Genomic DNA, 18,845 nt, shown 5'->3' with positions numbered 1-18,845 from the left:
ATGTTCAAACCTTTGTATGTATTTGATATGGATGAAACGCTGATCAATGCTGATGCAGCAATGCTTTGGAATGAGTTCTTGGTTGAAAAGGGCATTGTCACCGCGCCCAACTTTATTGAAGAAGATAAGCGCTTAATGGGCTTGTATTCGGAAGGCAAATTGAACATGGAAGATTACCTCACGTTCGCTATGCAGCCACTCGCGGACATGCCAATAGAGCAAGTCACAGCATTGGTCGAAGAGTGTGTTGAACAGCATATTTTGCCTAAACAGTTCAAGCAGTCGAAACCTTTGATTGAGCAGCTTGAGAATGATGATATCGATATGTTGATCATCTCTGCCAGCGTGACTTTCTTAGTGGAAGCGGTGGGTCGTAAGATTGGTATCGAGAATGCACTCGGTATTGATTTGATTGAAAACCAAGGCCGTTTTACGTCTCAAATATCAGGCGTACCAAGCTATCGTGAAGGCAAAGTGACGCGTTTAAAAGAGTGGTTAGACAATCAAGAAACTAACTACTCAGACATTCACTTTTATACGGATTCAATCAACGACTTACCTTTGTGTGAACACGCCGATTTTGCCTATCTGGTGAACCCATGTCCGCGTTTAAAAGCGTTAGCCGATCAACCGAACTGGTCGATTCTCAACTGGGATTAACGCCGTTCTTTGATTCGTGTCATGTTCATTTTAGGACTCATCAAGCCGCTGACGACAGCGGCTTTTTTGTATCATCAGTCTAATATTCGATTTATCACCTTAGCTGATAAAAGTACGTATGTAACAATTCAATAACATCTATTACTCTGCTGTAAATCAAACCACCATCTTTCAATCCCTTGATAGCACTCACTTTCCTGTCGTGAGGGTTTGTGTGTAACAAATATTTTACAATTTGACGGGTTTTTAGCGTTATTGCCCATTTCCTTCCATTCATTCCATTATTTCCGCTTGTGGGCCAAATTTAATTAAGGACAAAAACCACGTAATACAAAACCAATAGGTACAAGGAGAAAGTTCATGGTGGATACATACAACCCGCTTGGTACGGATGGATTCGAGTTTGTTGAATACACGGCCGTTGACCACAAGGGAATTGAGCAACTTAAAGCACTGTTTGTGTCACTTGGTTTTGCTGAGGTCGCCAAGCATCGCTCAAAAGAGGCTTGGCTGTATCGACAAGGTGACATCAACTTCATCGTTAATGAACAGCCGCACAGCCAAGCGGAAGCGTTCGCCAAGGTGCATGGGCCATCGGTGTGCGGCATGGCTTTTCGTGTCAACGAAGCGACAGCTGCAATGGAGCAAGCATTCAAGGGCGGTGGTGAGGAGTACAAAACAGAAATAGGGCCGATGGAGCTGAGCATTCCTGCCATTTACGGCATCGGTGAAAGCCTGCTCTATTTTGTGGATCGTTATGGCAAGCAGAGCATCTACGATGTCGATTTCCGATTCTATGACGATGCGGAACAGCGCATGGCCGAAGCCAATGTTGACTTGTATGAAATCGATCACCTCACGCACAACGTGAAACAAGGCAATATGGATCTGTGGTCTGGTTTTTATGAGCGTATCGGTAACTTCCGTGAGATTCGCTACTTCGATATCGAAGGTAAGCTGACAGGCCTTGTGAGCCGCGCCATGACCTCACCATGTGGCAAGATTCGCATCCCAATCAATGAGTCTTCAGACGACAAATCACAAATCGAAGAGTTCATTCGCGAATACAACGGCGAAGGCATCCAACATATCGCACTCGCTACGGATGACATCTACAAAACGGTGAAAACCCTGCGTGATCGCGGTATGGACTTTATGCCAACTCCTGACACCTACTATGAGAAAGTTGACGATCGTGTGAAAGGCCACGGGGAAGATACCGATTTGCTGCGTGACCTACGCGTTCTGATTGATGGCGCGCCGACCAAAGACGGCATCTTGCTGCAAATTTTCACACAGACGGTAATCGGGCCTGTGTTCTTTGAAATCATTCAGCGTAAAGGCAACGAAGGCTTTGGCGAAGGTAACTTCAAGGCGCTGTTTGAATCGATTGAAGAGGACCAGATTCGTCGAGGAGTATTAGACGATGCATAAATGGATCTCGTTTCCTCATCGGGAGGGGGTGTGCTCTAAACAAGCGCACGCCGACTTCCCCGAAGAGGCAATCTATGAGCGAGAAGCCGGCCGAAGTGGTTTCTTCGGCCCTGCTGCTCACTTTCATCACCAACATGCCCCAACAGGTTGGTCGGAGTGGGAGGGCGACTTACGTCCTCGCGCTTTTGATTTTACGCTGGTGGAAAAAGCCAGCCAGATAACCCCTTGGGCGGTGCCTCATCTTTTACACAATGCGGACTGCAAAATCCGCGTGTGGCGAATGGATGAGAAGATGGATTTCTTGGTGCGTAATTCTGATGGTGATGAGCTGCTGTTCATTCATCAAGGCAGCGCCGATCTCTATTGTGACTATGGTCATCTAGAGGTGAGTGAAGGGGATTACGTGATGATCCCGCGCTCGACCAACTGGCGTTTAGAGCCAAGCGAGCCGATGTTTATCTTGATGATTGAGAACACAGACGCGGCTTACTCCTTGCCAGAGAAAGGCATGGTCGGTAATCACGCGGTGTTTGATCCGGCGGTGCTCGACATCCCTTCAATCAACGATCAATTCCGCGCTCAGTATTCAGAAAGCCAGACTCAGGTTCAGGTAAAACGTCACGACAAAGTCAGTGTGATCACCTATCCGTTCAATCCATTGGATGCAATTGGCTGGCATGGCGACTTAGCGGTAGTGAAAGTGAATTGGCGAGATATCAGACCGCTGATGTCACATCGCTACCACTTGCCACCTTCTGCGCATACGACGTTTGTTGGCGCAGGCTTTGTGGTGTGCACCTTTGTACCGCGCCCGATTGAGAGCGATCCAGGTGCATTGAAAGTGCCGTTCTACCACAACAATGACGATTATGACGAAGTGCTGTTCTATCACGCAGGTGACTTCTTTAGCCGCGATAATATTGAAGCGGGTATGGTGACTTTCCACCCGGCGGGCTTCACTCATGGGCCTCATCCTAAAGCCTTTAAGGCTGGGCAAGCGCATAAGAAAAAGTTCACCGATGAAGTCGCGGTGATGATCGATACTCGCCATGCGCTGCAGTTCTCTGATGAACTCGATAGCGTTGAGAACAAAGAATATGTCTACAGTTGGCAAGACACGGGTTTGCAAGAGACAGGTTCTCAAACCATGGCTGACGATAAGAAGTAAGGGACAAGGATGAAATTAGCAACCAAGAAAAATGGCACTCGCGACGGTCTATTGATGGTCGTAAGTAAAGATCTTAAACAATGTGTAGCTGCCACCGAAATTTTCCATGCGATGCATCTAGCGCCAACCATGCAGGTAGCATTGGATAACTGGGACAGCGTGGCTTCTCAGTTAGAAGAGTTATACACCTCGTTAAACAACGGGCATGTGACAGGCAGTGAAGTGTTTGCGTCTCAGTATTGTGAATCGCCTCTGCCACGCGCTTATCAATGGGCGGATGGCAGCGCTTATGTAAACCATGTTGAACTGGTGCGTAAGGCGCGTGGTGCTGAAATGCCAGAAAGCTTCTGGGTTGACCCGTTAATGTATCAAGGCGGCTCAGACGCGTTTATCGGTCCTCGTGACAACATCGAATTTGCTAGCGACGAGTGGGGCATCGATTTCGAAGGTGAGGTTGCGATTGTCACCGGAGATGTGCCTATGGGCGCTAGTGCTAAGCAGGCACACGAGTCTATTCGCTTACTAATGTTGGTGAACGATGTGTCGCTGCGCGGCTTGATTCCGGCAGAGCTAGCGAAAGGCTTTGGTTTCTTCCAGTCTAAGCCTTCTTCGGCGTTCTCCCCGGTCGCAGTCACACCTGACGAGCTTGGCGAACAGTGGAAAGGCAGCAAGGTACATTTACCGCTGATATCGACCTACAACGACCAGCCTTTTGGTTGTCCGAATGCCGGTATAGATATGACTTTCAATTTTGCAGAGTTGGTTGTGCATGCAGCTAAAACTCGACCATTATCGGCGGGCGCGATCATAGGTTCAGGCACGGTTTCTAATAAACAAGGCACTGACCATGGCACCTCGATTTCTGAAGGTGGTGTGGGATATTCATGCATAGCTGAAGTTCGTATGATTGAGACCATCCGTGATGGTAAACCGTCGACTCAATTCATGTCGTTTGGTGACTCGATCAAGCTTGAGATGTTTGATGCGGCGGGTGATTCCATTTTTGGCGCGATAGACCAAAAAGTGAGCCAGTATCGGGTGCTATAGTCCACGTAATAGGGTTTCAGTATGAGCGAGAGCATCGTGAACAAGAACATTTTACTTTACGGTTATTGGCGCTCGTCTGCAGCCTATCGAGTGCGTATCGGATTGAACCTAAAACAGCTCAACTATGGGTCTAAATCGGTGCATTTGGTGCGTAATGGCGGCGAGCAGCATGATCCACAATATCGCGAGATCAACGCCAGTGAATTGGTGCCGGTGCTAGTGGATGGTGAAGTTCAACTCAATCAGTCGTTGGTTATTCTTCAATATCTCGATGAACACTATATGTGTGAGAGCAGCCCAGACACCTCGCTCATTCCAGAGCAAGTGCCGCTGCGTTATCAAGCGTTGGCAATGGCTCAGGATATTGCCATGGAAATCCACCCTCTGAATAACCTGCGTGTGCTGCAGTATTTGGAGCGAGAATTGTCGTGCGAGCAAGAGGCGAAAATGGATTGGCTTCGTTACTGGATGAGCCAAGGGTTTTCAGCGTTAGAAGAGAAGCTGGCCAAACACCGAAAAAGACACGGTGATTCGGTGTACAGCCTCACGGATTCGCCTTGTATCGTAGACATTTGCTTAGTGCCGCAGGTGTATAACGCGCTGCGCTTTGGCGTTGATATGTCGCCTTATCCGCTGATCAACTCGATTGTCGAAGCGTGTAATCAGTTACCAGCCTTTATTGATGCGATGCCAGAGAACCAAGCGGATGCAAATGCACCGATGTGAACGTATTGAATTGTTTTTTAATAAACTGGAAACGTTATTTGGATTAAATCACGTTATAATTATGCTTTGGTATATTTAAAGATATTATGTATTCATTCTTTTCAGGTTTAATTTCTAATTTTATGAATATTTATCTAATCTAGCATTAAACGGTCCTAATAAAATAAGCCTCATTATAATTAAATAAGAGGCTTGTAATATAATTTATATTAGTATTGTTTATCACTCGATAATATTAGTAATAAACAATACCCTCGCCTTTCGTTATCAGAGTGCCAGCTTCATTGGTGATTATTTTATCTAAATCAAATAATGAACCAATCGCCGCATTACCTAAGCCAGCTTCAACGAATTTACAAACGGCATCAATTTTTGGCCCCATAGAACCAGCAGGGAATGAAAATTCTGCTAAACCAGCAGGCGTTGCTTGCTTCATTTCTGCTTGGTCTTCTTCACCATAGTTACGGAAAATCGACCCATCGGTTAAGATAATAAATAAGTCGGCATGGATTTTTTCAGCCAGCAGTTCAGCCGTAAGATCTTTGTCAATGACGCATTCTACGCCAGTACTCTTACCTTGCTCAATACTCACGGGAACACCGCCGCCGCCACAAGCGATAACAAGGTTTTCTGTATCTAGAAGAGTTTCAATTTGCTGAATTTCAACAATGCTTTTTGGCATAGGAGAAGGCACAACGCGACGGTAGTACTCGCCATCAGCTTTAAATTGCATTGTGCTTTGAGCCATTAACTCTTTAGCTCGTTGCTCTGTATATACAGGGCCAACAAATTTAGTCGGGTTAGCAAACGCAGGGTCTTTTTTGCATACTTCAGTTTGCGTGACTAGCGTCGCTACGTCTAACTCAGGATCAATGTTTCTTAGCTCTTGTTGTAACATGTAGCCCACCATGCCACAGGTTTGAGAGCCGAGTACATCCATTGGGTATGGGGTAGTCTCTGGCGAATATTCGCTATAAGCCGCGTTTTGTTCCATCAACAAACCTACTTGTGGGCCATTACCATGAACGATCACAATCTCATGCTCGCGTGCGATTGCAGCAATACTCGCCGCTGATTTGATTATATTTTCACGTTGGTTCTCAGCCGTTAATGCTTGGCCTCTTGCTAAAAGAGCGTTACCGCCTAAAGCTAATACTATGCGCATGATAATGTCTCCGATCATTTAATAATGATTTTATTTATTTTACGTAGGGATTAACCGCTTGTTTATAATTAAACTCAAGCTTATTAATAACAATGACTAAGTTGTTAATTACTATTAAGTAATTAACATGCCGAGATAGTATGGGAAAATAACTGTTCTAAATGTGATAGCTATCAAATTATCATTTCACTAGAAATAGAGCTGTGGAAACGGGAATTATTATAATTCGATTAAATATCCATAAGCTGGGATACAATCCAGTGGTGGACTCTTTTTTTGTATAAATGATTCGTCTTTAGTGAATATTATCTCAGCCCAAAAAATGAATAATTTAACATTTTTGTTTTAAATATGACGTTCAGATCGCATTAAGATCTTTAGAAAAGGTACGGGGCAAAACTGATGAGAGGGTTCATGAGCTTAAATAGTGGCTTCGATTCGGTTTTCAATCGGCTGCCTTTACTCCAGATGTTATCTGACAGCCAAGTGAAAAGTGGAGATAGCTTGCTACGTTCTAGGCCTAATCGCTAAAGCGAAACAACGCGCTTTATCTCTTCCAAGACCTCGGCGTTAGCGATTGCTCCGAGGTTTTCTACATCTTTGCCATTCACGACCTGTTTCACTGCTAGCTCCACAAGCTTGCCCGACCGTGTTTTTGGCACATCGCTGATCGCAAATATCTGGCTTGGCACATGCCTTGGTGAACAAGATGACTTGAGTTTACTCTTGATGGCGGCCAATAGCGTTTCATTTAGAATCACACCTTGCTGCAGTTGAACAAACAGCCAAATCTGCTCATTGCGGTCGACATCTTTACCGACTGCGATGGAATCGATGATGCCCTCAATGGTGTTCACTTGCTGATAGATCTCGGCAGTACCAATTCGCACGCCACCAGGGTTGAGTGTGGTGTCGCCTCGCCCGTAGAACAGGTAGCCGCCATGTTCGCTCTGTGCGACTTCATCACCGTGATGCCACACGTTATCGAACTTGTCCCAGTAAGTGTTGTGGTAGCGCTCTCCGGTGTCATTCCAGAAGCCAACAGGGAAGTTGGGTAGGGAGTTTGTACACACCAGTTCGCCACGTTCTTGGTTGACCTTGTTGCCAGACGAATTGAACACTTTGATGTCGACGCCAAGCCCGGCCTGTTGGCACTCGCCGCGATACACTGGCGAGATAGGATTACCCAACACAAAACAGCCACAAATATCCGTACCACCAGAAATAGACGCTAAATGCAGGTCTTGTTTGATGTGCTTGTAGACATAATCGAACTGCTCTGGGTAAAGCACAGAACCCGTCGAGCACAGTGTTCTTAATTGAGGCAGAGAGTGGCTATCGATCGGTGAGAGTTCCGCTTTTTCAATCGCTTCTAGGTACTTGGCTGAGGTGCCAAATGTCGATACATCAGTTCGCTGCGCTAAATCCCACAGAACGTTAGGTTGCGGATAAACCGGGCTGCCATCAAAGATGACCAAACAAGCCCCACTGGCGAGTGCAGAGACATGCCAGTTCCACATCATCCAACCACAAGTGGTGTAGTAGAACACGCGATCGTTTGGCTTAACATCGCAATGAAGTTGATGCTCTTTTAGGTGGTTGATGATAGTGCCACCAACAGAATGCACAATGCATTTAGGCTTGCCCGTTGTGCCGGAAGAGTAGAGTACAAAAAGTGGTTCATTGAAGTTCACACGAGTGAATCGAAGAGGTTTTGGCTGATAGTGATTAATGATGCTGTGCCAGCTTTGGATCGACACATCATGTTCAACTTTGTTTTTCTTTAAATCGTTCTTCTCTAAACCGCTCTTCTCTAAATCACGACTTGGTTTCAAATAACCGATCTGACACACCTGCTTTAGCTCGGTTAAGTGCTCAATGATTTCACGGTTCTTGTCCGTCATATCGAACGTTTTGCCATTGAAGGTGTAGCCATCACAGGTAAACAGCACCTTGGGTTTCACTTGGCCAAATCGCTCAATCACACTCTCGACGCCAAAATCAGGCGAGGTTGATGTCCAAATCGCGCCTAAGCTGGTGGTTGCCAACATCGCGACCACGGTTTGCGGCAGATAAGGGGTATAAGCGGCGACCACATCGCCTTGTTGCACGCCATATTCCACGAGCCATTGTTGAACGCTAGAGACTTCCTCACACAAGGTTTGCCATGTGTAGCTTTGCTGTTCGCCACGTTCGTTCTCAAACCAAATCGCAAGTTCGTTTGGCAACGCTTTTACTGAATGCAGCAAGTTTTCGGCGTAGTTAACTTGAGCATTCGGAAACCACACCGCATCGCGATTTGATTTCGGCTGCTGCCAGCGGCTCTCACCTTGATTTTTGGTGTCACCTCCTTGCAAACCCACCATTCCACAAAACTGCCACACGTTCTGCCAAAACGACTCGGGATGTTCCACAGACCATTGATGAAGCTCCGCGTAGTTTTTCAATTCCCGCTCGAGTACGCCCTGCTGATCGAGGCTATCCATAAATCGGGTTACGTTGGCGTGTGCGATACGCTGGTCGCTAGGTTGCCAAATTGGCTTATTGCTCTCGTGCATTCCTTTACCTTTAACAAAAAGTTAACGATTTCAGTCTGGTATTTAGGTTTTACAAAGTCAAAAGATCAGCAAAATAAGGGGTTGTCGGAATTGTGTAAATAAAATGTTACACGATCGCTTGTTTCGAAAAATCGCGCAAATTGGCGGATATAAGGAGTGGAGATAGGCTTAAAGGGAGACATTCGAAAGGAGGTGTGTAATGACTCAATATCATTCTAAGCCCGTGAGCCAAGAGGGATGGGTTGAGTGGAGCCTCGAAGAAGACGCCATTTGGCACGACTTAGTGAAAAGGCAACTGGACGTAATTAATGACCGCGCATGCGATGCCTATTTGCACGGTTTGACCCTGCTGGATCTGCCATTAGACAGAGTTCCCCAGCTTCCAGAGATAAACAAAGTGCTAATGGAAACAACAGGTTGGCAGGTACAGCCTGTGCCTGCGTTGATCGATTTCGATCGTTTCTTTGATTTGCTCGCCAATAAGAAATTCCCAGTGGCGACATTTCTGAGAACGCGAGATGAGTTCGATTACTTACAAGAACCTGATTTCTTTCATGAAATTTTCGGCCATTGTGCCATGCTGACCAATGCCGATTTTGCGACATTCACTGAGCATTACGGAAAACTAGGCCAAGCAGCCACACCTAAACAGCGCGCGTATCTTGCCCGTTTGTATTGGTTTACGGTTGAGTTCGGTTTAGTAAAAGAAGGCGATAGGCTGAAAATCTATGGCGGTGGCATTCTTTCGTCTCCGGCGGAAACCATGTATGCGTTGGGAGGGGATTTGGCCGTTCGTGAGCGGTTCGATCTGCAAACGGTTTTAAGAACCCCTTATCGCATCGACATCATACAACCGAAATATTACGTGATTGATGAGCTGTCTGAGCTCTTCAAAATCAGTCAGGAAAACCTATTGCAGCAAGCTGAACTCGCGATAGACGAGGGATTACTACCACCACTTTTTGAACCTAAGGAACCAACACATGTTGAATGAACAAAAATGCGAAGCCTGCAGTATCGATGCAATTTCTCTTAATAAAGATGACCAACAATCTTTACTGTTGGAGTTGTCTGATTGGCAGATCATCGAAAGAGACGGCATCCCACAACTTGAGAAGGTGTTTAAGTTTAAGAACTACAAACAAGCATGGGCATTCAGCAATAAAGTGTCAGAGTTGGCAGAAGAAGAATTCCATCACCCTTCGATCTTATTGGAGTGGGGCAAAGTCACCGTCACTTGGTGGAGCCACTCAATCAAAGGCCTACACAAAAATGATTTCATCTGCGCCTCACGCTGTGATGTGTTCGCCGTGAGTGAATAGTCTTTTTTGGTCTAGATGAGGCATTTTTCCAACCTCTGTGATGTGATTATCTTATTATTCGGCTCACAAGGTGAGTCGAATAAGCGCTTAAACGGCTCATGGTATGAGTTGAATAAGCGATACTTTCGTATCATTGGGCGTAACTTCTCCCAAAGTTGCTTGACCTGCATCAGCGACTTGCTGCTTTCTCGTCCTACAACCCCCACTATTGCTCATAGTATTGGTTTTATGAGGCTGCTCTATGATATATTTCTCGGCCAAGCGTATTACAGACGAAGGCTAATAATGTCTATCAACCTTTCACTCCTTCCACCCAGTGAGAAAAATAAAATCGAACTGGATAAGCAAGCATCGTTTCTTGTATGGAAACTGAAGCAAGCGAAATGTGGCCCTGAAGCCATTGTTGAAGAAGCAATGAAGCTAGGTGATCCAGAAGAAAAGGCTTGGTTTGATCAGTCTGTTGAAAAATACAAACGAGTAATGGGTGTCGCATAAACGCAGACAAACCTTACCCAGCAAAGCTGTTGAATTGAAATGACGCAGTAATTTGCTAGAATTTGCACCGTTAATTGAATCAGAGAGAAGATCCCGATGGGAAGAAGTTTTGAAGTGCGCAAGGCCTCAATGGCGAAAACTGCAGGCGCAAAAATTAAAGTTTATTCTAAATACGGTAAAGAGATTTACGTACTGGCTAAGAACGGCAGCTCTGACCCAGACATGAACTTACCTCTTAAGCACCTGATTGCTAAAGCGAAGAAAGACCAAGTACCCGCTCACGTTATCGACAAAGCGATCGATAAAGCGAACGGCGGCGGCGGTGAAGACTTCCAACCCGCTCGTTACGAAGGTTTTGGCCCAGGTGGCACAAGCGTAATCGTTGACTGTCTAACTGACAACGGTAACCGTACTTTCCAAGACGTTCGCCAATGTTTCGTTAAAACTGGCGCGAAAATCGGTGTTGAAGGCACTGTTTCTCACATGTTCGCTCACCAAGCTGTATTCCAGTTTGCTGGTGAAGATGACGAGATCATCCTAGAAACGCTAATGATGGAAGACGTAGACGTGACTGACGTTGAGCTAGAAGACGGTGTTATCACTGTATTCGCTCCAACGACTGAGTTCTTCAAAACGAAGACAGCACTACACACTGCGTTCCCAGAGCTAACGCTAGACGTTGAGGAAATCACTTTCGTTCCTCAAACAACTACGCCAGTAGCTGAAGAAGATTCTGAGAAGTTCCAGAAGTTCTTAGACATGCTTGACGACTGTGATGACGTTCAGCAGGTTTACCACAACGCTGAGCTGTAATATCAATCAATAATTGATAGCTTTGCTCTTGTGAGTAGAATGTAGAATACAAAAAACCGAGCCTAGTGCTCGGTTTTTTTATGGGGGTAATTCAGGCATTTATCTGTGAACATAGCTTTTTTATCGTAGCGCTTTGATCGCAGCTTCTAGATCATAAGCCCTTGATCATCGTTCCGTGATCTCTGGTACGCAAAGTGTTCTCGGGCGACAAATCCATGCTGAGAGTTTTCTGATCAAAGGGAGCACGGTGAGGTTGAGCGTGATGGCACACGGCCAAGCAATCAAAAAGCTTTGCAGCCAGATTGGCGGCCATTCGTGGCTGAATCCCATTTTGTAGCCAGAAATTAACCCAGACATGATGGTCGCCATGGTCAGGGAGGATAAAATCGCGGTTACCCAAAATTGTTTGTTGTTCATACAGTGTTCTCCCGTGATTTTCTGTTGTTGATGAGATAAGGTTACATCTATCCATTAGTGAGAAAAATAGGCACATATAGAAGTATGAATTCCATATTTGGAAACATTGATGATCTGTTCTTATTCTGTGCAGTGGTTGAAGAGGGCTCTTTGCTATCGGCCTCTAAACGGCTGCAATTGCCTGTGTCGACCATGTCGCGTCGGTTAACCGCATTGGAAGATCGCCTGAATGTCCGGCTTTTAGAAAAGAAAGGTCGTGAGCTGGTGGCCACCAAAGACGGTGAGGCGGCCTTTGCTGCACTGAGCAGTGGCATGGAGTCGATTCATCAAGGCTTTAATAGCTTGCTGGAAGAGCGTGACGCTATCCAAGGAAAGATAAAGCTCGCAGTGCCTCATAACTTCTATAGTGGCTTTCTACGGTCAACAGTAGAGCAATTCCTCACTCAATATCCGAACGTTCAGCTCGACCTAACCCTGAGCCAGCAGCAGCTTATTCCTCAGACCGATCGTGACTTACTGATCACGTTTAAGATCTCAGATATGGAAGGCATGATTGCTCGACCGCTGTTTAAAGCTAAACACGGGTTTTATGCGAGCCAAGAATATTTGGATTCGCGTGCAACAATAGAAAAGCCGGACGACCTAGAGCTCCAAGACTGGATTAACGTCGACGACGTGTTTGATATGCCGCTCTACAAGTTCGACCGCTTAGAACAGATGATCACGATTAAACCCAAGTTCATCGTCAACGATATTCATGCGGTGGCGGCCGCAGCGCAAAAAGGCTTGGGGCTCGCTTCATTGCCTTTTCGTCATGTATCCCCTGAGATGAATTTGATTCAAGTGCTCCCTGAGTATCATCGGGGTGATCGCCAAGCGTATTTAGTGTACAAAGAAAGAAAATATCAGCCAAAGGCTTTGACCCTGCTTATTGATGCACTGATTGAGAGTGTTCGATCTTTTCATAGCGATGACTTGGTCAAATAAAAGGAGAAAGAAATGAAAGTAAGTTTTATCGGGCTAGGCGTTATGGGCTTCCCAATGGCAGGCCACCTAGTCAAAGCCGGTTTTGAAGTAACGGTATTTAACCGCACTCACAGCAAAGCGCTAGACTGGGCTGATAAACACCAAGGTAAAGCGGCAGAATCTGTGGCTGAGTGTGTCGCGGAAGCTGACGTGGTATTAGTTTGTGTGGGCAACGATGACGACGTGCGCAGCATGACAACCAGCGAAACAGGCGCATTGGCAGCAATGAAGCCAAACGCAATTCTTGTCGACCACACCACAACGTCTGCAGTTCTGTCTGAAGAGCTTGAAGTGGCTGCGAAGCAATCGGGTGTTCGCTTTATGGATGCACCAGTGTCTGGTGGCCAAGCGGGCGCAGAAAATGGCGTGTTAACCATCATGTGTGGCGGCGAACAAGCGCTTTTCAACGACCTTCAACCTGTGTTCGAAGCTTACGGAAAATCGTCAGTTCTAATGGGTAAAGTCGGCCAAGGCCAACGCGCAAAAATGGTTAACCAGATCTGCATCGCGGGTGTATTGAACGGTTTATCTGAAGGCTTGGTACTTGCAGAGAAATCAGGACTTGATATCCCAACTCTGGTTGATTGCCTTAAAAACGGCGCAGCAGGTTCATGGCAGATGGAAAACCGCGCGACCACAATGGCGCAAGATAAGTTCGATTTCGGCTTTGCCATTGATTGGATGATCAAAGACTTAGGCTTCTGCCTAGATGAAGCTGAACGCCAAGGTATCCAACTTCCACTGACTGAAAAGACCAACAACGCATACAAGGCACTGTCTGCCCAAGGACAAGGCCGCATGGATACATCAGTATTGATGAAAGCTGTGGTTGAAGAGACGAAGAAGTAGAAAGATCGAAGTAATAGAAACTTCGTTTAGATAATTAAAAATAGCCGCTCACTAGCGGCTATTTTTTTTGGTTTGTGCTTTGGTGAATTCCCAGTCTTCATATAAAAGAATAGGTAAATTGCTAGCTCTGATGCTCTCAATTGGGCAAACATGCTTACTTAAGGTTTGTCTGCATTACAATTCAGAGACATCCGCAAAGATTTTATCCCCTGCTTGAAAGATAAGAAAGTCGCGAACTTAGCGGTATACGCGCTGCCATTTAGGCGCACGTAATCCACTTGCCCCTCACACGCAACCGTATCATCGTTTACGTAGATCCCAGAAAACGTATGTGTCATTGATTCAATTGATCCAAAGAACGCTGCGTTTACCGCTTCGACAGCTGGCTTTCCTACTACTGGTGCGGCGTTCGAAAAATGAAACGACACGTCATCATGCAGTAGTGCCATTAGGGCGTGGACATCCTTTTGGTCGACGATTTGATATAGATGTTTTGTCTGTTCGATTAATGGTGACATAGCAATTGCTCCTTTGAATTTGAACTAATTTGGATCTGAACGAGATTAAGATTTAGCGTGATTAAATAAGTACAGGCTTATCAACAACAGTATTACGGCGGCGATCAATTGCAGCGTTAATGGCTCGCCATACCACGTGATCCCAATGGAAACGCCGACGACGGTCACCACATTTCCCACTTGGCTAAAGCCCAGCCCATCGGTGATTCGCTGAAAACGAAACGTCAGTAAGTAACTGAGTGCTGATAAGCTTGCCATGAGCGCGAGTACGCCAGATCCGTTTGGAATGAATTCACCATCGACCGCATGAGTAAACGGAAGCCATATCATGCTCTGTAGTGTCAGCATGCCAGCGGCTAGAACAATTGGATTGGCAAGAGGGGGGAACGCGCGACTGCGATAGACATTGCCAGCAGCCAAAAATATGGGTACGAGTAGCGCAATGGCCAGTGCTGACCAAGGAGATGACGTATTCATTTGTGGTGACAAAGTCACAGAGAGTGCGGCAACGACCCCAACCATGATCCCGAGTACTTTTCGCCAGGTTAACGAGGATTCTTGAAAAGGTAAGGTGAATAACAAGGTAAAAATGGGCGACAAAGTGACGAGTACACTGAATGTACTGGTATTAAGAGATTGTAGGGCATAGGTTGACGCCAGATTAGGGATTGCGACGCCCAGTAAACCAGCCCAAAGATAATAACGGTAATGCACCAATGCCGTTCGGTTGAGCTGACCTCGCATAACCAATAACGTCATCAACAATATAGCTGCACCTGCCATCGGTATAATCGCGACATCAATCGGTGGAATGCCAATGGTCACAGCATATTTGGCTAACGCAAAATTCACGGCGACAAGACTGCCAATGCTGACCACGTATAGCGGAGACTGGAATTGCCGACCGATACCATTAATGTGCCTTTTTTCCGCTGCCGGTTTTATCAGTGATTTCATGTCTTACTCTATTGTTGAAGTCGATGAAATCAGCATAAAAGACCTAGATTGATTAGAGAATAGGCTCTACACTCTCCACACTGTATCCAAATTGGCGACAATCATGCAGCACTTAGACGCTATTCCTTATTTCCTTGCGGTGGTAAAACAATCGAGCTTTGCGGGCGCAGCGCGTGAACTGGGCGTGTCACGTTCGGCGGTCAACAAGCGGGTGATCCAACTAGAGTCGAGTCTTGGAGTGCGTTTGCTGCATCGTACTACGCGCCAAGTATCGCTTACTGAATCGGGTGAGCAGTTTTATGATCACCTCACCAAAGCCAATTATTGGCTGCAAAAAGCTGAAGATGCAGCAACCAGTCAGCAAAATCAGGCAATTGGCACATTGCGGGTTAGTGCACCAATGTCTTTTGGTCGTCTGATATTGGCCCCTCTCATCCCACAATTTCTTAAACGCTACCCTCATATTCACATCGACATGACGATGGACGATGGTTACGTCGATATTGTCGAAGGAGGATATGACGTTGCGATTCGAGCTGGGGATTTAAATGACTCGAGTTTAGTGGCGAAGCGGTTAACCAGCGTCCGTAGCGTTATCTGCGCCTCGCCTACGTATTTTGATGAGAATGGTTTGTCGATCCCAACCGAGATCTGCGAACTCAGTGCACACAACGCTTTGCTCTATCGTCATACATCTGAGAGCGCCGAGTGGTTTTTTGGTCACCAAGATCAGGTGACCAGCGTTGTAGTGAAAGGCAATTACCGAGTCAACAACAGCGAAGCATTACTGTGTGCGACTATGGCAGGGCTTGGGATCGCTAGGCTTCCCGACTTTATTGCTAATGCACCCATTCAGTCTGGGGAATTGCTGCCCTTGCTACCTAGCTATCTGATGCCAGAGAAAAATGTCTATGCATTGTTCCCTGAGCGAGATCCAATGCCACTCAAACTACGATTGTTTATCGATTTCCTTGCAGATTCGCTCAATGATCGTTAAAAGTTTATGAAGTTGATAAGAGGCTTTAGGCGTACCTAGCCTTTTTATTCTTTGCACTACTCGTGGTTTTTCCTCACCTCACGCCCTAACTCAACCATTCACGCCTTGTTATTACCATTCGTCGCATTGATGAACGCGCTTCAAAGGTTCTAACTTCTCAACTAAGAAATTAATAAACAAACGGATATGAGGTCTTGGGTATTGAGTATTTTTATATATAGCGAATATTTCACCACTCCCTTGCTCATTGTGCATTGATGTCCACTGAGGAAGTAACTCCCGTAGCTGTCCATTTTCCAAGTACGGCTTTAACATCCAGTCAGACAACAAAAGCACGCCAACCCCGTTAAGTGCGGCATGTAAAAGAGGTGAGCCACCTTTTGATATCAAATTGCCTGTGACTAGCACTTTTTTGTTAACTGCACTCTTCTTAAAGTACCAATAGTTTCTTTGCCGTTCATGGCTTATCAACAAACAGTTGTGATCTTGTAACTCTTCGGGTTTATCGATAGTTCCGTACTTTTCAATATACGACGGAGCTGCAACCAATGATGTGTTATTTGTGAGTAGGTGACGAGCTTTGAGTCGACTGTCTTGTGGTGTACCAATGCGGATAGCGACATCAATATTCTCACTATTTAAATCGACCACGTTGTTATCCAGCTCTAACTCAACTTGTATCTTAGGGTATCGCTCAAGGAACTCTGGAATTAATGGAGTAAGACACAAATTACCAAAGCTTTCAAAAACCGAAACTCGCAGTAACCCTTCTGGAATACCTTGATTTCCTTGCATTTCTTCTAAAAGGCTATTGCTATCTTGTAAGATTTTGGCTGATTTTTGGTAAAAATATTGACCTTCTTCAGTCAGTATTAACTGTCGTGTACTGCGTTTAAAAAGCGAAGATTTAATCTTACTTTCGAGGTTATCTATATTTCTTGCGACCGAAGATGGAGCCATATTGAGAGCCTGAGCTGCCTTAGAAAAACTTCCAGATTCCACGACTTGGTCAAATATTTTGATTAGATCTAACACATGCTCACCTTTGCGTTTTGTGCATAACTGATTCATATAATATGTGTATTCTGCTTATATTTCGAATTGTGCACAATAACGTTGTCGCATTGATAGCGATATCCATCAATCAAATTAGGGTGCCCAAATGTTAAAACGTATCGATCTCGCGCAAGTTCAACCTGACGCTTTAAATGCAATGCTGTCTATCGAAGGTTATTTATCTGACGTGGAGTTATCTAGTGAGCTAAAAGAGATGATCAAAATCAGAGCATCTATTATCAACAAATGTGCTTACTGTATTCAAATGCACACAGATGAAGCATTTAAGATCGATATTTCACAGCAGAAACTGTTTGCTCTTTCAGCATGGCAAGAGTCACCATTATTTAGTGACACTGAGCGGGCCATCTTGACCCTAACGGATGAAATGACGCTGATTTCGAATGCGGGGGTTTCGGATGCTACTTATCAGCAATGTCTAAGCCTATTAGGAGAAGAGTTACTCGCACAGTCTATGATGCAAATAATCATGATTAATGCTTGGAATCGATTTGCACTTGCAACAAAGATGACCCATGGATAAAAACTAAAAGCAGAGCAAATCTATATCACTATAATGTCAAAAGGTTACAGGCTCTTTGAGCTTGTAATCTTCTTATTTAGGTCGATTCTTCGTGATTTGTAGTTGGCATTAGGATTCAAAAGCCTTTAATCGACAACTGACTTGCGTCCTGATTTATCTGTTTTCTGGATATCGCTTGTTGCCGTAAACAAGCTCTTTATTCTCTCTAGACTTCTGTTCCCCATTCACACCTCAACTCAACCATTCACTCCTCGTAATTACCATTCGTCGCATTGATAAAACTGCACGACAAATTCTAGTTAACCTTTCAACGTCAACATTTGAAAGGGATTAGAAATCATGACTACTTCACACTCATTTAATTCAGGCTCTACCACTTCTCTGCTTAAGCGTTCATTGCTGATTGCGCTTGTTTCTTTTGCACCGTCATTAGCTTTGGCTAACCCAAGCTCTGACGTGCTCGATATCTATAATCAAGCCGCGCAAGGCAATGAAGACTTGGTTGAAGTAGCGTATGAACGCCTGAATGACACGTTACAACAAAATGGTGCTACGCCACTGACTTTGGTTTATCTAGGCAGCACAGAAACCCTGATGGGGCGTGATGCGTTCTTACCTTGGAACAAGATGAAGTATGTGGAAAAGGGCTTATCCACCATTAATAAATCACTGGTGCTGTTGAAAGACGAAGACCAACCAATTCATGAGCAACCTCGTGTTCAAGGGCTACCAGATTCTTACCTGACTCGCGCAATGGCCGCCGTTACTTACACCTCTCTGCCAGACATGTTTAACCATTTCGATCGTGGTTATGACCTGTTCCTCTCGTTACTCGCGGAAGATGATTTCCAACAACAGCATTTCGCTGCGACCTCGTGGATTTACCGTTACGCCATTACCGCTTCGATTCGTGCTGAAGACTTCAAGCAAGCACAGGTGTGGCTAGAACAAATGGAAACTGCTGATGCTGGCAACATCGAGACAATGACGGCTAAAGCCCTAATAGCGAAAGCCAAGTAACAGCTGCGAATGCTAAATAGCGGTTTACTTAAGCTTATTAACAACAGCGAACGCTTAAGAATGATGGGTAATC

At 45.4% G+C, this 18,845-nt stretch carries 21 protein-coding genes; 14 read left to right on the top strand and 7 right to left on the bottom strand.

Annotated elements, in window-relative coordinates; all coding sequences use genetic code 11:
• Positions 1–660: an HAD family phosphatase gene (locus H5300_RS05150; RefSeq protein WP_065608276.1), complete on the top strand. Its 660-nt coding sequence runs from the start codon at positions 1–3 to the stop codon at positions 658–660.
• A gap of 94 nt (positions 661–754) precedes the next feature.
• Here the strand turns inward: H5300_RS05150 and H5300_RS27840 are convergent, their stop codons facing one another.
• The gene (locus H5300_RS27840) at positions 755–937 is read right to left on the bottom strand and encodes an alginate lyase family protein (protein ID WP_259397555.1); all 183 of its coding nucleotides are present in this window, start codon (positions 935–937) and stop codon (positions 755–757) included.
• A gap of 83 nt (positions 938–1,020) precedes the next feature.
• On the opposite strand from H5300_RS27840, the gene hppD reads away from it, so the two are divergent.
• Genes hppD through maiA form a run of 4 tightly spaced genes read left to right on the top strand, consistent with a single transcriptional unit; the run spans position 1,021 to position 5,035 of the window.
• Positions 1,021–2,094 carry a 4-hydroxyphenylpyruvate dioxygenase gene (gene hppD, locus H5300_RS05145; protein ID WP_182795570.1) on the top strand — a complete coding sequence of 358 codons (1,074 nt, stop codon included), beginning with the start codon at positions 1,021–1,023 and terminating at the stop codon, positions 2,092–2,094.
• The gene (locus H5300_RS05140; RefSeq protein ID WP_061021089.1) at positions 2,087–3,262 is read left to right on the top strand and encodes a homogentisate 1,2-dioxygenase; all 1,176 of its coding nucleotides are present in this window, start codon (positions 2,087–2,089) and stop codon (positions 3,260–3,262) included. The genes hppD and H5300_RS05140 overlap by 8 nt, the downstream gene beginning before the upstream one ends.
• 9 nt (positions 3,263–3,271) lie before the next feature.
• The gene (locus H5300_RS05135) at positions 3,272–4,309 is read left to right on the top strand and encodes a fumarylacetoacetate hydrolase family protein (RefSeq protein WP_182795569.1); all 1,038 of its coding nucleotides are present in this window, start codon (positions 3,272–3,274) and stop codon (positions 4,307–4,309) included.
• A 21-nt stretch (positions 4,310–4,330) separates the two neighbouring features.
• The gene (maiA, locus tag H5300_RS05130) at positions 4,331–5,035 is read left to right on the top strand and encodes a maleylacetoacetate isomerase (RefSeq protein ID WP_182795568.1); all 705 of its coding nucleotides are present in this window, start codon (positions 4,331–4,333) and stop codon (positions 5,033–5,035) included.
• A gap of 235 nt (positions 5,036–5,270) precedes the next feature.
• Here maiA and H5300_RS05125 read toward each other — a convergent pair whose 3' ends face one another.
• Together H5300_RS05125 and H5300_RS05120 are read right to left on the bottom strand one after the other, a co-directional pair.
• Positions 5,271–6,200: a carbamate kinase gene (locus H5300_RS05125; RefSeq protein ID WP_182795567.1), complete on the bottom strand. Its 930-nt coding sequence runs from the start codon at positions 6,198–6,200 to the stop codon at positions 5,271–5,273.
• A gap of 527 nt (positions 6,201–6,727) precedes the next feature.
• Positions 6,728–8,758 (bottom strand): acetoacetate--CoA ligase, encoded by a 2,031-nt coding sequence (locus H5300_RS05120; protein ID WP_182795566.1) that lies wholly within the window; start codon positions 8,756–8,758, stop codon positions 6,728–6,730.
• Between the two features lie 199 nt (positions 8,759–8,957).
• Between H5300_RS05120 and phhA the strand changes: the two genes are divergently transcribed.
• From phhA to H5300_RS05100, 4 genes are all read left to right on the top strand, one after another.
• On the top strand, positions 8,958–9,752 hold the full coding sequence (gene phhA, locus H5300_RS05115; protein WP_182795565.1) for a phenylalanine 4-monooxygenase: 795 nt from the start codon (positions 8,958–8,960) through the stop codon (positions 9,750–9,752).
• Positions 9,742–10,080 carry a 4a-hydroxytetrahydrobiopterin dehydratase gene (locus H5300_RS05110; protein WP_017084970.1) on the top strand — a complete coding sequence of 113 codons (339 nt, stop codon included), beginning with the start codon at positions 9,742–9,744 and terminating at the stop codon, positions 10,078–10,080. Before phhA ends, H5300_RS05110 begins: the two co-directional genes overlap by 11 nt.
• Positions 10,081–10,365: 285 nt before the next feature.
• The gene (locus H5300_RS05105) at positions 10,366–10,575 is read left to right on the top strand and encodes a DUF3283 family protein (protein ID WP_004732615.1); all 210 of its coding nucleotides are present in this window, start codon (positions 10,366–10,368) and stop codon (positions 10,573–10,575) included.
• Between the two features lie 96 nt (positions 10,576–10,671).
• The gene (locus H5300_RS05100) at positions 10,672–11,388 is read left to right on the top strand and encodes a YebC/PmpR family DNA-binding transcriptional regulator (RefSeq protein ID WP_004732617.1); all 717 of its coding nucleotides are present in this window, start codon (positions 10,672–10,674) and stop codon (positions 11,386–11,388) included.
• Between the two features lie 165 nt (positions 11,389–11,553).
• On the opposite strand, the gene H5300_RS05095 is transcribed toward H5300_RS05100, so the two are convergent.
• Positions 11,554–11,805 (bottom strand): DUF2798 domain-containing protein, encoded by a 252-nt coding sequence (locus H5300_RS05095; RefSeq protein WP_017084971.1) that lies wholly within the window; start codon positions 11,803–11,805, stop codon positions 11,554–11,556.
• Between the two features lie 84 nt (positions 11,806–11,889).
• Between H5300_RS05095 and H5300_RS05090 the strand changes: the two genes are divergently transcribed.
• Both H5300_RS05090 and H5300_RS05085 read left to right on the top strand, forming a co-directional pair.
• The gene (locus H5300_RS05090) at positions 11,890–12,792 is read left to right on the top strand and encodes a LysR family transcriptional regulator (RefSeq protein ID WP_182795564.1); all 903 of its coding nucleotides are present in this window, start codon (positions 11,890–11,892) and stop codon (positions 12,790–12,792) included.
• A gap of 12 nt (positions 12,793–12,804) precedes the next feature.
• Entirely contained in the window at positions 12,805–13,680 is an 876-nt protein-coding gene (locus tag H5300_RS05085; RefSeq protein WP_182795563.1) for an NAD(P)-dependent oxidoreductase, read from the top strand.
• A 158-nt stretch (positions 13,681–13,838) separates the two neighbouring features.
• On the opposite strand, the gene H5300_RS05080 is transcribed toward H5300_RS05085, so the two are convergent.
• Both H5300_RS05080 and H5300_RS05075 read right to left on the bottom strand, forming a co-directional pair.
• Positions 13,839–14,198, bottom strand: a complete 360-nt coding sequence (locus H5300_RS05080) for a nuclear transport factor 2 family protein (RefSeq protein ID WP_259397554.1) — start codon at positions 14,196–14,198, stop codon at positions 13,839–13,841.
• A 45-nt stretch (positions 14,199–14,243) separates the two neighbouring features.
• Positions 14,244–15,155, bottom strand: a complete 912-nt coding sequence (locus H5300_RS05075; RefSeq protein ID WP_182795562.1) for a DMT family transporter — start codon at positions 15,153–15,155, stop codon at positions 14,244–14,246.
• A 103-nt stretch (positions 15,156–15,258) separates the two neighbouring features.
• Between H5300_RS05075 and H5300_RS05070 the strand changes: the two genes are divergently transcribed.
• Positions 15,259–16,152, top strand: a complete 894-nt coding sequence (locus tag H5300_RS05070) for a LysR family transcriptional regulator (protein ID WP_108161234.1) — start codon at positions 15,259–15,261, stop codon at positions 16,150–16,152.
• Between the two features lie 111 nt (positions 16,153–16,263).
• Here H5300_RS05070 and H5300_RS05065 read toward each other — a convergent pair whose 3' ends face one another.
• Positions 16,264–17,187 (bottom strand): LysR family transcriptional regulator, encoded by a 924-nt coding sequence (locus tag H5300_RS05065; RefSeq protein ID WP_102497146.1) that lies wholly within the window; start codon positions 17,185–17,187, stop codon positions 16,264–16,266.
• 127 nt (positions 17,188–17,314) lie between these two features.
• On the opposite strand from H5300_RS05065, the gene H5300_RS05060 reads away from it, so the two are divergent.
• Positions 17,315–17,752 (top strand): carboxymuconolactone decarboxylase family protein, encoded by a 438-nt coding sequence (locus H5300_RS05060; protein WP_004732652.1) that lies wholly within the window; start codon positions 17,315–17,317, stop codon positions 17,750–17,752.
• A 339-nt stretch (positions 17,753–18,091) separates the two neighbouring features.
• The gene (locus H5300_RS05055) at positions 18,092–18,772 is read left to right on the top strand and encodes a hypothetical protein (RefSeq protein ID WP_182795561.1); all 681 of its coding nucleotides are present in this window, start codon (positions 18,092–18,094) and stop codon (positions 18,770–18,772) included.
• Positions 18,773–18,845: the final 73 nt, after the last annotated feature.

The organism is Vibrio sp. SG41-7, from assembly GCF_014164465.1.
Classification (GTDB): domain Bacteria; phylum Pseudomonadota; class Gammaproteobacteria; order Enterobacterales; family Vibrionaceae; genus Vibrio; species Vibrio splendidus.
This window is presented reverse-complemented; position numbering and strand designations above follow the sequence as displayed.

Coding starts and splice junctions, on each gene's coding strand:
- H5300_RS05150 (WP_065608276.1), top strand. CDS start 1: ATGTTCAAACCTTTGTATGTATTTGATATGGATGAAACGCTGATCAAT.
- H5300_RS27840 (WP_259397555.1), bottom strand. CDS start 937: ATGAATGGAAGGAAATGGGCAATAACGCTAAAAACCCGTCAAATTGTA.
- hppD (WP_182795570.1), top strand. CDS start 1,021: ATGGTGGATACATACAACCCGCTTGGTACGGATGGATTCGAGTTTGTT.
- H5300_RS05140 (WP_061021089.1), top strand. CDS start 2,087: ATGCATAAATGGATCTCGTTTCCTCATCGGGAGGGGGTGTGCTCTAAA.
- H5300_RS05135 (WP_182795569.1), top strand. CDS start 3,272: ATGAAATTAGCAACCAAGAAAAATGGCACTCGCGACGGTCTATTGATG.
- maiA (WP_182795568.1), top strand. CDS start 4,331: ATGAGCGAGAGCATCGTGAACAAGAACATTTTACTTTACGGTTATTGG.
- H5300_RS05125 (WP_182795567.1), bottom strand. CDS start 6,200: ATGCGCATAGTATTAGCTTTAGGCGGTAACGCTCTTTTAGCAAGAGGC.
- H5300_RS05120 (WP_182795566.1), bottom strand. CDS start 8,758: ATGCACGAGAGCAATAAGCCAATTTGGCAACCTAGCGACCAGCGTATC.
- phhA (WP_182795565.1), top strand. CDS start 8,958: ATGACTCAATATCATTCTAAGCCCGTGAGCCAAGAGGGATGGGTTGAG.
- H5300_RS05110 (WP_017084970.1), top strand. CDS start 9,742: ATGTTGAATGAACAAAAATGCGAAGCCTGCAGTATCGATGCAATTTCT.
- H5300_RS05105 (WP_004732615.1), top strand. CDS start 10,366: ATGTCTATCAACCTTTCACTCCTTCCACCCAGTGAGAAAAATAAAATC.
- H5300_RS05100 (WP_004732617.1), top strand. CDS start 10,672: ATGGGAAGAAGTTTTGAAGTGCGCAAGGCCTCAATGGCGAAAACTGCA.
- H5300_RS05095 (WP_017084971.1), bottom strand. CDS start 11,805: ATGAACAACAAACAATTTTGGGTAACCGCGATTTTATCCTCCCTGACC.
- H5300_RS05090 (WP_182795564.1), top strand. CDS start 11,890: ATGAATTCCATATTTGGAAACATTGATGATCTGTTCTTATTCTGTGCA.
- H5300_RS05085 (WP_182795563.1), top strand. CDS start 12,805: ATGAAAGTAAGTTTTATCGGGCTAGGCGTTATGGGCTTCCCAATGGCA.
- H5300_RS05080 (WP_259397554.1), bottom strand. CDS start 14,198: ATGTCACCATTAATCGAACAGACAAAACATCTATATCAAATCGTCGAC.
- H5300_RS05075 (WP_182795562.1), bottom strand. CDS start 15,155: ATGAAATCACTGATAAAACCGGCAGCGGAAAAAAGGCACATTAATGGT.
- H5300_RS05070 (WP_108161234.1), top strand. CDS start 15,259: ATGCAGCACTTAGACGCTATTCCTTATTTCCTTGCGGTGGTAAAACAA.
- H5300_RS05060 (WP_004732652.1), top strand. CDS start 17,315: ATGTTAAAACGTATCGATCTCGCGCAAGTTCAACCTGACGCTTTAAAT.
- H5300_RS05055 (WP_182795561.1), top strand. CDS start 18,092: ATGACTACTTCACACTCATTTAATTCAGGCTCTACCACTTCTCTGCTT.